General features: G+C 74.9%; 12 protein-coding genes. 10 read left to right on the top strand and 2 right to left on the bottom strand.

Annotated features, from left to right (window positions below; all coding sequences use genetic code 11):
* Window positions 1-16: 16 nt before the first annotated feature.
* On the bottom strand, window positions 17-4,330 hold the full coding sequence (locus ACXVGS_RS02540; protein ID WP_458536595.1) for an FtsK/SpoIIIE domain-containing protein: 4,314 nt from the start codon (window positions 4,328-4,330) through the stop codon (window positions 17-19).
* Window positions 4,331-4,555: 225 nt separating this feature from the next.
* Between ACXVGS_RS02540 and ACXVGS_RS02535 the strand changes: the two genes are divergently transcribed.
* From ACXVGS_RS02535 to ACXVGS_RS02500, 8 genes are all read left to right on the top strand, one after another.
* Window positions 4,556-5,785: a CpaF family protein gene (locus ACXVGS_RS02535; protein WP_458533216.1), complete on the top strand. Its 1,230-nt coding sequence runs from the start codon at window positions 4,556-4,558 to the stop codon at window positions 5,783-5,785.
* Window positions 5,782-6,645, top strand: coding sequence for a type II secretion system F family protein (locus ACXVGS_RS02530; RefSeq protein ID WP_458532559.1), 864 nt, complete (start codon window positions 5,782-5,784; stop codon window positions 6,643-6,645). Before ACXVGS_RS02535 ends, ACXVGS_RS02530 begins: the two co-directional genes overlap by 4 nt.
* Window positions 6,642-7,592, top strand: coding sequence for a type II secretion system F family protein (locus tag ACXVGS_RS02525; RefSeq protein ID WP_458536018.1), 951 nt, complete (start codon window positions 6,642-6,644; stop codon window positions 7,590-7,592). The genes ACXVGS_RS02530 and ACXVGS_RS02525 overlap by 4 nt, the downstream gene beginning before the upstream one ends.
* A 34-nt stretch (window positions 7,593-7,626) precedes the next feature.
* On the top strand, window positions 7,627-7,851 hold the full coding sequence (locus ACXVGS_RS02520; RefSeq protein WP_458530264.1) for a hypothetical protein: 225 nt from the start codon (window positions 7,627-7,629) through the stop codon (window positions 7,849-7,851).
* Window positions 7,848-8,240: a TadE/TadG family type IV pilus assembly protein gene (locus ACXVGS_RS02515; protein ID WP_458530265.1), complete on the top strand. Its 393-nt coding sequence runs from the start codon at window positions 7,848-7,850 to the stop codon at window positions 8,238-8,240. The genes ACXVGS_RS02520 and ACXVGS_RS02515 overlap by 4 nt, the downstream gene beginning before the upstream one ends.
* A gap of 5 nt (window positions 8,241-8,245) precedes the next feature.
* Window positions 8,246-8,704, top strand: a complete 459-nt coding sequence (locus tag ACXVGS_RS02510) for a pilus assembly protein (RefSeq protein ID WP_458533214.1) — start codon at window positions 8,246-8,248, stop codon at window positions 8,702-8,704.
* A gap of 56 nt (window positions 8,705-8,760) precedes the next feature.
* On the top strand, window positions 8,761-9,180 hold the full coding sequence (locus ACXVGS_RS02505; protein ID WP_458530267.1) for a pilus assembly protein TadG-related protein: 420 nt from the start codon (window positions 8,761-8,763) through the stop codon (window positions 9,178-9,180).
* Window positions 9,181-9,312: 132 nt separating this feature from the next.
* Window positions 9,313-11,055, top strand: a complete 1,743-nt coding sequence (locus tag ACXVGS_RS02500) for a protein kinase domain-containing protein (RefSeq protein WP_458530268.1) — start codon at window positions 9,313-9,315, stop codon at window positions 11,053-11,055.
* Window positions 11,056-11,061: 6 nt separating this feature from the next.
* On the opposite strand, the gene ACXVGS_RS02495 is transcribed toward ACXVGS_RS02500, so the two are convergent.
* Window positions 11,062-11,946: an AMIN-like domain-containing (lipo)protein gene (locus ACXVGS_RS02495; RefSeq protein WP_458536594.1), complete on the bottom strand. Its 885-nt coding sequence runs from the start codon at window positions 11,944-11,946 to the stop codon at window positions 11,062-11,064.
* A gap of 129 nt (window positions 11,947-12,075) precedes the next feature.
* On the opposite strand from ACXVGS_RS02495, the gene prfB reads away from it, so the two are divergent.
* Window positions 12,076-13,194: a peptide chain release factor 2 gene (gene prfB / locus ACXVGS_RS02490; RefSeq protein ID WP_281286291.1), complete on the top strand. Its 1,119-nt coding sequence runs from the start codon at window positions 12,076-12,078 to the stop codon at window positions 13,192-13,194.
* Window positions 13,195-13,362: 168 nt separating this feature from the next.
* Window positions 13,363-14,052 (top strand): cell division ATP-binding protein FtsE, encoded by a 690-nt coding sequence (gene ftsE / locus ACXVGS_RS02485; protein ID WP_458536593.1) that lies wholly within the window; start codon window positions 13,363-13,365, stop codon window positions 14,050-14,052.
* The last annotated feature ends 54 nt before the right edge of the window (window positions 14,053-14,106 follow it).

Below are 14,106 nucleotides of genomic sequence, written 5' to 3'. Positions count from 1 at the left end.
GCCGCAGGGCTGCCGCTCAGCCGGACGTCGCCACCTGCACGGGTGTCACGACGCCCTGCTGGACCAGCAGGCCACGCCCGGGTGGGCCCGGTTCTGCCGCCCGGACCCGCACGCCGAGCAGGTCGCCGTCGGCGAGACCGGCCGGTCGCAGCAGCACCCCGGTGCGGTGGCGGCGCGCCTCCGTGGTCAGCCCGCGGAAGGTCGCCGACAGCTCGTCGGTGGCGCCCGCACAGAGCACCACAACCCGTCCGCGACGGCTGCGCAGCACCTCGACCAGCGTCTCCTCCACGGGTGTGTCCAGCAGCAGCTCGGCGTCGTCGACGAGGACCACCAGGTCGTCGTGTCGTTTGACCAGGGAGAGCATCGCCTCCCGGTCATGCGCGTCGACCAGCTCGGCCACACCGTCGGCCGACAGGCCCGTCACCGGTGAGGGCCGCGGTGCGACCACGGCGACCGGCCGGGCGGCCGCGGCGAGGTGGCGGGCCATGGCGCACAGCGCCGTCGACCGTCCGCTGCCGGGAGGCCCGGCGACCAGGACCGCGGGGCTGTGGCGCAGGTCGACGCCGACCGCCTCCGCCGCGTCACCTCCCACGCCGAGTCGTGCCCAGTCGGCGGCGGCGAGGTCGCCGACGGGTGTGGTCGGCAGGGCGCTGTCGACCACGGCGTCGGGTAGCGCCCGGAGGCGCAGCGGCGTGGCGACACCTGTTGCGTCGCCGGCGTGACCGGACCAGCCCTCGGCCACCTCGGCGAGGGCTCGCGTCTGCGCGGCTGCGCCACCGGGGGCCAGCAGGGCCAGCTGCAGCTCGACGTGGTCGTGGGCCCGGACGGCCCGTCCCGGCGGGGGCTCGTGCGGCACGGCGGACGACGGGATCCCGGCCATGACGAGGTCGGTCGGGTCGGTCAGGGGCAGGACGAGCTTGTCCGGCACCAGCGACGACACCTGGGAGAGCAGCAGGTCCCGACCCCCGGCGAGCAGCAGCGAGATCCCTGCGGCCGGGCCGTCGCGCAGGATCCGCAGCAGCTGGTCGGTGGGCCGGCCGTGGTCGACGCCCACGAACGCCTGGGTCAGCCCCTCCCAGCCGTCGACCAGGAGCACCAGCCACGGCAGCGGCGTGCCCTGCGCCTCGCGGCAGGCGTCGCGCTGCTCCTGGACCGAGCCCACACCGAGCTCGCCGAGTAGCTGCTGACGCCGGGTGAGCTCCTGCACCAGGCGGCTGACGAGGCGGGCGGCGCGGGGCACGTCCTGCCGGCCCACGACCGTGCCTGTGTGTGGCAGCGAGGCCAGCGCCTGCAGGCCGCCGGAGCCCCCGTCGAGGGCATGCAGGTGCAGGTCGCCGGGGGAGTGGCGACCGGCCAGGGACCCGGCCATGGTTCGCAGTGCGCTGGTGCGCCCGCTGCGGGCGGCACCGACGAAGGCGAGGTGCCCGTCACGGCCCGGCTGCCAGGTGAGCACCTCCTGGCTCTGCCGGTCGGGGCGGTCCGCCACCGCGTAGGGCACCGCCGGACCGGTGGCCGGCCCGAGGTCGCCGAGCAGCACCTGGCCGGGAAGCGGCGGCAGCCACGGCCGGGTGACCGGGTCGAGCGCGGTCGCCGCCGCGGCGGTCCGGACCGACTCCACGATGCGGACGAGGTCGGTCGGGCCCTGGGCGAGGGCGCCGACCGGGCGGCGAGCGGGTGGGTCACCGAGCTGGTCGCGCACCTGGACCTCAACCTCGACCTCGGGGACCTCGGGGGCGGACTCCCGGCCACCGACGCGTGCCGTCTGGAACGCCACGAGCGGACCGCACCCGCTGCGCAGTACTGCCCGTCCCGGGGTGCGTTCGGAGATCGTGGCCGCGTCGGGGGCGTCGATCACGTCCTCGGAGTCCACCCGGTCACGCACCCGCAGGGCGATCCGCAGCGAGACGTTCGCCTTGATGTCGGCCGTCACGACGCCCGCGGGGCGCTGGGTCGCCAGGACGAGGTGCACGCCGAGGGAGCGACCCACTGCCGCCACCCGCAGCACGCCGTCGAGGAAGGCCGGCAGGTCCTCGGCGAGCACCCGGAACTCGTCCACGACGAGCACCAGCCGCGGCAGGGCCGGCCCGGGACGGATGGCCAGCGCGTGGTAGTCGTCGATGTCCTTGACGCCGGCCTCGCGCAGGATGCGCTCCCGCCGGGTCAGCTCCGCCCGGAGCGAGACCAGCGCCCGCTCGGCGAGCTGGTCGTCGAGGTCGGTGACCAGACCCAGGGTGTGTGGCAGGCGGGCGCAGTCCTTGAACGCCGCACCGCCCTTGTAGTCGACGAGGACGAAGCCGAGCTCGTCCGGCCGGTTGGCCAGCGCCAGCGAGGCGATCACCGTCTGCAGCAGCTCGGACTTGCCCGCGCCGGTCGTGCCCCCGACGAGCAGGTGAGGCCCCTCGCGGCGCAGGTCCACGGCATACGGGCCTTCGGCCGCGACCCCGAGCAGTGCCATCGTCGAGCGGGGCAGGCGCGCCCACTGTCGCGCCACCGCCTCGGCGTCGGTGGCGTCGAAGGGCAGCACGTCGAGCAGCCGGGCCTGATCGGGCACCTCGGCGGTGTCGTCCTCGGGGGTGGCGTCGCGCAGCGGGGCCAGCGCGCGGGCGAAACGCTCGGCCCAGGCGGCCGCGACCTGGTCGGGCACCACGTCGGGCACGGCCGGCGCGCCGGTGACCTGCACCCGCAGGCGGGGGCTGACCTGGCCGACCAGGTGCACCGTGGCCCGGGCCTCCAGCGGCAGCCGGGCCGCCTCGTCGTCCAGACAGAGGAAGTGGACGCCGACGCCCGGCCCCTCCTCCAGCAGCGCCGCGACCCCCGGCACCGTGCGCAGCCGGTGGGCCCCGGCGAGCACGACGACCACCCGGTGGCCCTTCCAGGGGCGCCCGTCGTGGGGCGCCGACGCGCGGCGCTCGGCGACGAGCCCGGTCAGCTCGGCGACCCGGCGGCGCACCTGGTCACCGGTGGGGGAGAGCACCCCCAGGAGCGCGCGGCAGTCCTCGCCGGGACCGGGACGGCAGTGCGGCAGGTATGCCGTCCAGGCCAGGTCCGCAGCACGGCTCGTGTCCGAGGCCAGGACCACGAGGCGCACGTCCCGAGGGGAGTGCCAGCCACAGGCCTGGGCGATGAGGGCGCGCACCAGGCCGGTCGCCGGTCCCCGGGCGCCCGCCACGCCGAGCACCCCGACGTCGGCCAGGGACACCCCGACCGGCACCCGCTGCACCTCCGGCGTGGTGCGCCGGTGGGCCTCGTCGGGCTCCACCACGGTCACCCGCGACGGCAGGTCGGCGGTGCCGACCCGGAGCAGCAGCAGGTCGTCCTCGGTGCGGCGCCGCTCCCACAAGCGGGCGTGCGGGCCCTCGACGGTGGCCAGCAGCTCGGCGAGGTCCGGCAGCTGGGTGTGCCGGCGCGCGGACTCCTCGAGCAGGGCGGCCTCGACCCGCGCCCGGGCGGCGGTGAGCTCGCGTTCGTGGTCGGCGCGGGCGCGGGCATGGGAGCGCCGCCCGGACCGCCGGTCCCCGATGACGTTGCCCAGCATCATCGCCGGCCCCATGAGGGCGAACAGCAGGTAGACCGGCGAGTGGGTCAGCACCGCCATGGGGACCGCCAGGGCCAGGGGCACCACGCTCGCCAGCAGCGGCACCCGCGGGGCCTCCCGCTGCCGCGGGCGGGCCGGCAGGCAGACCTCGACCGGCTCCGGAGGCGGCAGGATCCGCGGGCTGCGGTTGACCAGGAGGTGTCCGAGCCCGTCCTCGTGCACCGCCGCCGGTGCGCTCCCCGGGACACGCAGGACGACCGTGCTCGAGCCCAGTACGACCCGGTTGCCGGTGGTCAGGGGATGGGGCCGCCCGACCAGGGCGTCGCCGTCGACGACGGTGCCGTTGGTCGAGCCGAGGTCCTCGACAGTGACGCCGGCGTGCCGGACGGTGACCCGGGCGTGGCGGCGGGACAGGTCCGGGTCCTCGATGCGGATCGCCGCCTCGGCGCCGCGACCCACGACGTGCTCGCCCGGCGTCAACCGGTGCACCTGCCCGCAGTCAGGACCGCCGACGACGTGCAGCTCGAGCACGCCGGGCACGCCCGAACGGTCGCGCATGCCGGGGTCGTCCAGTGTCACCAGCGCCCCCTCGAGCAGCGGTGGGCTGCCGACGGGGTGGCCGCCGGGGACGGCCATGCCGTCGACGAACAGGGCCGGCGACCGGCCGGCATACCCGCTGGCCTCGGCGAGGGCGGGGCCGAGGTCCGCGGCGGTCGCACCCGGTGGGGTGCGGACCGTGACGTCGACGGGCACGCCGGCACCGGCCGGGGCGACGACGGACAGACGGATCTCCATGGCCGCACCCCCTCGCGGTGGCGCCCGCGGGTTCGGGTCGCTCGTTGGCATTGTGCTGGGAGTCGGGGCCCGGAACGGCTGTGTCCACAGGGTTCCCGGGCCGGCCGCCGCGTTGTCCACAGGCAGGTCCTTCGCCCCGGCGCGGGCTCACGCCGCCGCCCTACCCTCGGTCCGGTCAGCTGCCGGGTCACGCCCGGCGCCGGAGCGACGTTCGGGGGACGCGGCGTGGACGCGGTGAGCACGGTCGAGGGCGAGGTGCGCGAGCTGATCCGGCGCTCAGGGTTGGACCCGGCCCGGGACGCCCGCGAGGTGCGCCAGCTGGTGCGGGACGCGGTGGCCGACTACGACGAGCGGTCGCTGCACGGTGGCCTGCCGGCGCTCGCCGACCTGGACGCGGCAGCGAAGTCGGTGCTCGACGCGGTGGCGGGGCTCGGTCCGCTGCAGGGCTATCTCGAGGACCCCCGGGTCGAGGAGATCTGGATCAACGCGCCGGGCAAGGTGTTCGTGGCGCGGGACGGCGTGGCCGAGCTGACCACGACCATCCTGACCGCGGCGGACGTGCGCGACCTCGTGGAGCGCATGCTGCGCACCTCGGGCCGCCGGGTCGACCTGTCCTCGCCGTTCGTCGACGCGACCCTGGCTGACGGGTCGCGCCTGCACGTGGTCATCCCCGACATCACGCGGGAGCACTGGCTGGTCAACATCCGCAAGTTCGTCGTCAAGGCCGACCACCTCGACGACCTCGTGCGGCTCGGGACCCTGACCCGCCAGGCTGCGCGCTTCCTCGAGGCGGCGGTCGTCAGCGGGCTGAACATCCTGGTGGCCGGCGGCACCCAGGCCGGCAAGACGACGATGCTCAACTGCCTCGCCGCGGCGATCCCTCCCCGGGAGCGGGTGGTGACCTGTGAGGAGGTCTTCGAGCTCAAGATCCCGCTGCGCGACGTGGCCTCGATGCAGTGCCGGCAGCCCAGCCTCGAGGGCACGGGCGAGGTGCCGCTGCGCCGCCTGGTGACCGAGGCGCTGCGGATGCGGCCCTCCCGGATCATCGTCGGCGAGGTGCGCCAGGCCGAGAGCCTGGACCTGCTGATCGCGTTGAACAGCGGCCTGCCAGGCATGTGCAGCCTGCACGCGAACAGCGCCCGCGAGGCCGTCACGAAGATGTGCACCCTGCCGCTGCTGGCCGGTGAGAACGTCGGCAGCCGGTTCGTCGTGCCGACGGTGGCCGGCTCGGTCGACGTGGTCGTGCACCTCGGCCTCGACCGCGACGGCGTGCGCAGGGTCCGCGAGGTCGCAGCGGTCCCCGGACGGGTCGAGGCCGGGGTGGTGGAGATCGCCGACCTGTTCGTCCGCCGGGACGGGCAGCTGCGGCGGGCGGACGGCTTCCCGCCGCACGCGGACCGCTTCGAGCGCGCCGGCTACGACCTGGTCACCCTGCTGGCCCAGGACGCGTCATGACCGGCCTGCTCGTGGGGCTGCTGCTCGGAGCCGGGCTCTTCTGCATCTGGTGGTCCTGCTGGACGCGGCCGCCGGCCCGGGAGCGTGCGCACGCACGACGGCGGGCCCGCCTTGCCGACGAGCTGGTCCAGGCGGGCCTCGACGGCGTGCGCCCGGCGGCGCTGGTGCTGGGCTCGATCGTCGCGGGTGCGGTGGTGCTGGCCGGCTTCTGGGCGACGACCCGAGTGCTGCCGGTGGCCGGGTGCTTCGCGGCCATGACGGCTTGGGCGCCGGTCGGCCTGGTGCGCGCCCGGGCACGCAGCCGCCGGGCGGTGCTGCGTGAGCTGTGGCCGGACGCCGTCGACAACCTCGCCTCGGGGGTCCGCGCCGGCCTGGCCCTGCCGGAGGCGCTGGGACAGCTGCAGGCCCGAGGGCCGGAGGAGCTCCGGCCGGCCTTCGCGGCTTTCGCCGAGGACTACCGCGCCACCGGCCACTTCCAGTCCTGCCTCGACCGGCTCAAGGAGCGGCTCAGCGACCCCGTCGCCGACCGGCTCGTGGAGTCCCTGCGCATCGCGCGCGATGTCGGGGGCAGTGACCTGGGCCGGCTGCTGCGCACCCTGTCGACGTTCCTGCGCGACGACGCGCGGACCCGGGCCGAGCTGGAGACCCGCCAGGGCTGGACAGTCAACGCCGCACGGCTGGCGGTGGCCGCGCCGTGGCTGGTGCTCGCGATGATGTCCACACGCACCGGCGCGCTGGCGGCCTACGGCCGCCCGGCCGGGGTGGCGGTCCTGGTCGGCGGTGGGGTGGTCTGCCTGGTCGCCTACCGCGTCATGCTGCGGATCGGGCGCCTGCCCGAGGACCCCAGGGTGCTGCGATGAGCCTGCACGCGCTGCTGAGCGGTGGCTGGTCCTGGGCCGGCGCGGTCCTGGGCCTGTGCTGGGCTGCCGGCGCCGCGCTGGTCGTCGCCGGGCTGCCGCTGCGACGGCGCCCCGGCCTGGAGCAGCGCCTGGCCCCCTACCTGCGCGACACGCCGCGGCCCTCGCGACTGCTCGGCGCAGGCGGCCACACGCCCGGGCTTCCGGCCCTGCTCGTGCCGCTGGTGGCCCGGCTCGCCGACGGGGTCGACCGCGTCATGGGCGGTCGCACGTCGGTGCGGCGACGGCTCGAGCGGGCCGGTCGCCGCCCGGACGTCGAGGCGTTCCGGGCCGAGCAGGTGCTGTGGGGCGCCGCCGGCGGGCTCGCGGGCATGGCGCTGGCGGCGACGCTGTGGTGGCGCGGCAAGGGCAGCGCCACCGGGCTGGTGCTCCTCGTGGTCCTCGCGGTCGCCGCCGGGGTCGTCGCACGCGACCAGCGGCTGAGCCACCAGGCCAGCAGCCGTGAGGCCCGCATGCTGCGGGAGTTCCCCACCGTCGCCGAGCTGCTCGCCCTGGCCATCGGGGCTGGAGAGGGCACGGTCGGCGCCCTCGAGCGGGTGTGCCGCCTCTCCGGCGGGGAGCTGGCCGCGGAGCTGCGTCACTGCCTCGCCGACGCCCGTGCCGGCGCCACGCTCCCGCACGCGCTGCAGGGGCTGGCCGACCGCACCGGCCTGCCGAGCCTGGCCCGCTTCGTCGACGGGATCGTCATCGCGGTCGAGCGCGGCACCCCGCTGGCGGACGTCATGCGGGCCCAGGCCCAGGACGCACGCGAGGCCGGCCGGCGCGCGGTGCTGGAGCAGGGCGGGCGCAAGGAGATCGCGATGATGATCCCCGTCGTCTTCCTCGTGCTGCCGGTCACCGTGCTCTTCGCGATCTACCCGGGCGTGGCGTTCCTGGAGTTCTCGATCTGACCACCGACCGTTCCACCGAACGAGGGAGAAGACGATGACGGACACACGGTCCATGACGGCGCGGCTGCTCGGCCTGGTGCAGCAGCTGGGCCACCGGGGACGCGCCCGGCTCGGCGCGCCGGACCGGGGCGACGTGCCCGGGTGGGTCCTGATCACGCTGATGACCGCGGGTCTGGTCACGGTGCTCTGGGCCCTGGCCGGGGACCAGCTGCAGACGATGTTCACCCAGGCGATGGCCTCGGTGACCGGGCCGCGGTGAGCCGCCCAGCCCGGACGCTCGGGGACCGCGGCTCGGCCGTCGTCGACTTCGTGATGGTGTCCGTGCTGGTCAGCTCGTTGTTCCTGGCCGTGTTCCAGGTGGGGGTGGCGGTGCACGTGCGCAACACGTTGATCGCCTGCGCCGCCGAGGGGGCCCGATTCGGTGCCCGCGCCGACAGCACGCCGGACGATGGTGCGGCCCGCGCCCGAGCCCTGATCAGCGCCAGCCTCTCCAGCCGCTGGGCGCAGGGCGTCAGCGCCTCGGAGCGCCCGGTCGGCGGGGTTCGGGTGGTGCAGGTGGACGTGTCCGCACCGCTGCCGGTGCTGGGGTGGTTCGGCCCGTCCGGCGCCCTGGCCGTGCGCGGCCGGGCCTTCGCCGAGAGGCAGTGAGGGCGGTGGGCGCGGTGCGGGCCTGGTGCCGACGGCGACTGGTCGCCGACCGCGGCAGCGCGGTGGTCGAGTTCGTCTTCCTGGTCGTGCTGCTCATGGTGCCCATCGCCTACCTGGTCATGGTCATGGCCAGGTTGCAGGCCGGTGCGTATGCCGTGTCCGCCGCGGCGCGCGAGGCCGGCCGTGCCTACGTGACCGCACCGACGGCCCGGCAGGCACCCGCCCGGGCCACCGCGGCGGCCGGGCTGGCCTTCGGGGACCAGGGCTTCACCCACGACACTCGGCTCTCGCTGCGCTGTGACGGTGACCCGTGCCTGCGCCCCGAGGGGCGGGTCGCGGTCACCGCCGGGGTGAGTGTGCCCCTGCCGCTGGTGCCCTCGTTCCTGTCCGGGGTGGTGCCCACGTCCGTGCCGGTCACCGCCACCCACACCGAGACCGTCGAGCGCTTCGGCGGCCGGCGATGATCCGGTGGTGCCGTGCCCGGTTCGCCCGGCTCCGGCGGGACGGCGAGAAGGGGCAGGTGCTCCTGCTGGTGCTGGGGTTCACGGTCGTGGCGCTGCTGTTGGTCGTCGGGGCGGTGGACGTGACGGCGCTGCAGCTGGCCCGGATCCGGCTGACCGACGCGGCCGACGGTGCCGCCCTCGCCTCCGCCGACGAGCTCGACCGCGCCGGCACCTACCGCCACGGGGTGGACCGGTCGCTGCGGGTCGGCGACGGGGACGTGCAGGCCGCGGCCACGGCATACCTGCAGGTGCAGGGCCGACCGCAGGGGGTCACCGACTGGCGGCTGCTGCCCGGCACGGGCAGCCCGGACGGGCAGTCCGCGGTGGTGCGGCTGCAGGGGACTGCGCAGGTCCCGCTGCTGTCCTCGGTGGTGTCCGCGCTCGGTGACAGCATCACCATCACCGTCCAGTCGCGCGCCCGCGCAGAGGTGCGCTGAGCGGGCGCGCGCGGGCGCTGCGAGCGTTGCCAGCACGGCACATCCGGGGTCGTCCCGAACCCCGAGGGCGGGTCCCGCCCCGCGAGGGCGGCCAACTAAGGTTGGCCCACTGAGACCAAGAGAGAGGACCCCATGGAAGGGCAGCGGATCGCCGGCCGCTACCACGTGGTGCGAGCCATTGGTCGTGGCGGCATGGGCACGGTCTGGTTGTGCCGGGACGAGGTCCTCGGCCGCGAGGTCGCGGTCAAGCAGATCGGCGCGCTGCCAGGGGAGTCCGTCGTCGAGAAGAAGCGGGCCATGCGCGAGGCCCGCGCGGCCGCGGCCCTCAACCACCACAACGCCGTCGCCGTCTACGACGTCGTCGACCACGACGACCGCCCCTGGCTGGTCATGGAGTTCGTCGACGGGCACACCCTCGCCGAGGAGATCAGCCGCGAGGGACGTCTCTCGCCCCAGCGCGCCGCCGACATCGGCTCCCAGCTCGCCAGCGCGCTCTCGCGCGCCCACGAGCGGCGCATCGTCCACCGCGACATCAAGCCGGCCAACGTCCTCATCGACCGCTGGGGCCGGCCCAAGATCAGCGACTTCGGTATCGCGCGTGGCCATGGCGACGACCAGCTCACCCAGACCGGGTTCGTCACCGGCACCCCCGGCTACCTCTCGCCCGAGCTAGCCCGCGGCGGCGACCCGGACGCGGCCTCGGACGTGTGGGCGCTCGCGGCCACCATCTACGCCGCCGTGGAGGGCCGCGGTCCCTACGAGTCGCGGCCCAACCCGATCGCCGTGCTGCAGACCATCGCCACGCAGCGCCCGCGTGAGACCGAGCACGCCGGCCCGCTCGAGCCCGCCCTCGCCGCGATGATGCACGAGGACCCGGCCCAGCGCTGGGACATGGCGACCGCAGCCAAGCAGCTCGCCCGGATCGCCCGCGACGGCCAGGCCGCGGTGACCCCGGCGCCCACCCGGGTGCAGCCCGCGGTGCCCTCCGCTCACGTCGACGAGCCGACCCGGCCGTGGAAGGCCCCGGCTGCCGGTGCCGCTGCCGGTGCTGCGGCCGGCGCCGCTGGTGCTGGTCCTGCGAACGCCGCCCCGGCGAAGGCCCAGGGCGCGGCGCCTGCCGCCTCCTCCGGCGCTGCGACGGCTTCCTCCGGCGCTGCGCCGGCCGGCCCGGACACGGCCCGTGCCGGCTCGACGGCCACGCCAGCCGCGCCGACTGCCCGGCAGGACTCGGCACCGACCGCCCGGCAGGCAGCGACGCCGGCAGCCTCCGCCGCCGACGGCTCCGGGGTGTCCGACGACAGCGACGTGATCGACACCCGCCGCCGGGGCAAGGCTCTGCCGGTCGTCGCGCTCGCGCTCGTGCTCCTGCTGCTCCTGGGCGGCTACGCCCTGAGCCACCGCAGCGGCACGTCGTCCGGGACCGGGACGGCGACCCCGCCCAAGCCGTCCTCGACCCCGAAGGTGTCCACGCCCTCGGCCAGTGCCACCACCTCGGACTCGCCCTCGCCGAGCCCGTCCTCGACCACCCCCACCTCGTCGCCGACCACCTCGGCGCCGGCGCCGGCCACCGACGCCAGCCTGTCGCAGTTCGTCCGGTCCTACTTCGCCAACGTCACGGGCAACCGCGACGCCACCTGGCCGGAGCTGACCCCCGGCATGCAGGCGGCCGCCGGTGGGCGTTCGGGCTACGACCAGTTCTGGCGGACCATCTCCGCCGTTCGGGTGGGTGGCGTGCAGGCCGACGCCTCCGGCCGCACGGCCATGGCGCGGCTGACCTATGTGCGCCAGGACGGGTCGACCTCGACCGAGCGGCACGTCTTCACGTTCGTCCGGCAGGGCGACCAGTGGCTGATCAGCAGCGAGCACATGGGCTGAGCGCCCTCACGGCTCCAGGCAGGCCGGGACCGAGTCCCGGTTGCCGGTGGGGGAGAGGGTGTGACCGCTCGGGTCGTAGACCTTCACCCAGTCGACGGTGGAGAGCTGACGCAGCGTCGGCAGGATCTCGCCGGCGATCGTGACCGTGGAGCCGCCGCTGCTGCAGCCACCGGTGAGCTGCACCCGCGCGACCCCGCCGGAGACGCTCAGGGCCCGGAAGCCCGTGGCGCCGGAGGAGAGCTGCCGCAGGCCCGCGGCGCGCTCGGCGGTGGTCGGGCCGGCGAAGATGCGGTCCATCAGCCCGGTCGCCGGCGTCAGCGGTAGCACCGGCCGCAGCCCCGGGGTGAAGAACGGCTCGGTGTTCGCGACGAACCGCGGCTGGTTGAAGAACCACACCTGGCGCAGCACGGTCGGGAACGCCGCGCCGACGTCCACCACGACCCGGCTGGGGCTGGTCAGCGTGGTCACGTGCACGGCCTGCCGGCTGGCCACGCCGATGCCGTAGGTCGTCACCGCCTCGAAGTCCCCGGACTGGACCACCGTCACCACGTTGGGCAGGGCGAACGCGACCCGGGAGGGCGCCGTGGCCCGGCCCGCCGCGTCGTGCGCGTTCGCGGCGGCGAAGCGCACCTGCAGGACCGCGCGGCCGGCCACCGGCACCGGCAGCCCCGAGGCGTCGCCGACCAGCTGGGTGACCCACGTGACCTGTCGGCTGGCGGGCAGGCCGCCGGCGAAGTCGAAGACCACCCGGTCAAAGGTGGGGTGGTGCGCCGCCCGGATGCCGACGAGTGTGGGCACGACCGGGGTGGCTGCCCCGGCGGTGGGGGCCGAGAGCGGCAGGGCCGCCCCGAGGGCGAGGAGGAGGACGAGAAGCCTGCGGACGACCCTCATGGGACACCCCCGAAGACCGGCTGGTTGACGTGGCAACATCGTCGGCCTGCCGCGATCTCCCCGGCAGAGGCTATGGTCCCCTCCACGGCCGTGTCGGAGGCGACGTGGCGCTCGACTACCCTTCAACTCGTGGCGACCACCGACTTTGCATCTGAGCTGAAGGACCTGCGCACGACCATGGAGTCGGTGCGTCAGGTCACCGACCTCGACCGGCTGAAGTCGCAGATCGCCGACCTGTCGGAGAAGTCGGCGGCCCCGGACCTGTGGGACGACCCGGAGAAGGCCCAGGAGGTCACCTCCAGCCTGTCGCGGCTCAACTCCGAGCTCGAGCGCATCACCGGCATGGACCAGCGCATCGACGACCTCGAGGTGCTCGTCGAGATGGCCACCGAGGACGGCGGCGACGCCGAGACCCTGGCCGAGGCCGAGAAGGAGCTCGTCTCGCTGCGCAAGGCCGTCGGCGAGCTCGAGGTCCGCACCCTGCTCGCCGGTGAGTACGACCAGCGCGAGGCGGTCGTGACGATCCGCGCCGGCGCCGGTGGCGTCGACGCCGCCGACTTCGCCGAGATGCTCATGCGGATGTACCTGCGCTGGGCCGAGCGCCACGGCTACCCGACGTCGGTGCTGGACACCTCCTACGCCGAGGAGGCCGGCCTGAAGTCAGCCACCTTCGAGGTCAAGGTGCCCTACGCCTTCGGTCATCTCTCGGTCGAGGCCGGCACCCACCGCCTGGTGCGGATCAGCCCGTTCGACAACCAGGGCCGGCGCCAGACGAGCTTCGCCGCCGTCGAGGTGATCCCGCTGATCGAGTCGACCGACCACATCGAGATCCCCGAGAACGAGATCAAGGTCGACGTCTTCCGCTCCTCGGGCCCGGGCGGCCAGTCGGTCAACACCACCGACTCCGCGGTGCGCATGACGCACATCCCCACCGGCATCGTCGTCTCGATGCAGAACGAGAAGTCCCAGATCCAGAACCGCGCCGCCGCCCTGCGCGTGCTCCAGTCCCGCCTGCTGCTGCAGCGCCAGGCCGAGGAGCAGGCCGCCAAGAAGGCGCTCGCCGGCGACGTCAAGGCGAGCTGGGGCGACCAGATGCGCTCCTACGTGCTGCACCCGTACCAAATGGTCAAGGACCTGCGCACCGAGTACGAGGTCGGCAACACCAGTGGCGTCTTCGACGGTGACATCGACGGCTTCATCGAGGCCGGGATCCGCTGGAAGCGCGCCGCCGAGCGCGACGAGGCGTAGTCCGGGGGAGCGGCCCGGCCGGGTGCGGCCGGCGCCGCACACGCCGAGAACGCGCGAGTCCCCGCAAAACGGGGGGCGGGGCCCTACGCTCGGGAACGCATGTCCGGCCCCGTTGCCGGGGTGGGTATGCCGCTTCCGTCCCCGAGCAGGCAAGGGCACCTCCCGCGCATGATCCGCTTCGAGAACGTCAGCAAGACCTACCCGCGGTCCTCGCGCCCGGCGCTGACGGACATCAGCCTGGAGGTGGAGCGGGGCGAGTTCGTCTTCGTCGTCGGCCAGTCCGGCTCGGGCAAGTCGACGCTGCTGCGCCTGGTGCTCAAGGAAGAAGCCGCCACGACGGGCAACGTGCTCGTCGCCGGACGCGAGCTGGCCTCGCTGCCCTCCCGCAAGGTCCCGGCGCTGCGCCGCGAGATCGGCACCGTCTTCCAGGACTTCCGGCTGCTGCCCAACAAGACCGTCTTCCAGAACGTCGCCTTCGCCCTGCAGGTGCTCGGCCGCAGCCGCCACGACATCAAGGCCCTGGTGCCCGAGACGCTCGAGCTGGTCGGCCTGGAGGGCAAGGAGAAGCGCCTGCCGCACGAGCTCTCCGGCGGTGAGCAGCAGCGCGTGGCCATCGCCCGGGCCTTCGTCAACAAGCCGGCGATCCTCATCGCCGACGAGCCCACCGGCAACCTCGACCCGACCACCAGCCTGGGCATCGTGCGCCTGCTGGACCGGATCAACCGCACCGGCACGACCATCGTCATGGCCACCCACGACGACGAGATCGTCGACCAGCTGCGCAAGCGGGTCGTCGAGCTCGACCACGGCACGCTCGTGCGCGACCAGACCCGCGGCGTCTACGGCGCCCAGCGCTAGCCGCGCACCCGGCATACCTCCCCGCACCCGACCGAACCGGAAGCGACGAACACC

The organism is Oryzihumus sp., assembly GCF_054325275.1.
This window is presented reverse-complemented; position numbering and strand designations above follow the sequence as displayed.

Bases quoted from the DNA above. Each gene is read 5' to 3' on its own strand.
- ACXVGS_RS02540 (WP_458536595.1), bottom strand. From the start codon at position 4,330: ATGGAGATCCGTCTGTCCGTCGTCGCCCCGGCCGGTGCCGGCGTGCCC.
- ACXVGS_RS02530 (WP_458532559.1), top strand. From the start codon at position 5,782: ATGACCGGCCTGCTCGTGGGGCTGCTGCTCGGAGCCGGGCTCTTCTGC.
- ACXVGS_RS02525 (WP_458536018.1), top strand. From the start codon at position 6,642: ATGAGCCTGCACGCGCTGCTGAGCGGTGGCTGGTCCTGGGCCGGCGCG.
- ACXVGS_RS02520 (WP_458530264.1), top strand. From the start codon at position 7,627: ATGACGGACACACGGTCCATGACGGCGCGGCTGCTCGGCCTGGTGCAG.
- ACXVGS_RS02500 (WP_458530268.1), top strand. From the start codon at position 9,313: ATGGAAGGGCAGCGGATCGCCGGCCGCTACCACGTGGTGCGAGCCATT.
- ACXVGS_RS02495 (WP_458536594.1), bottom strand. From the start codon at position 11,946: ATGAGGGTCGTCCGCAGGCTTCTCGTCCTCCTCCTCGCCCTCGGGGCG.
- ftsE (WP_458536593.1), top strand. From the start codon at position 13,363: ATGATCCGCTTCGAGAACGTCAGCAAGACCTACCCGCGGTCCTCGCGC.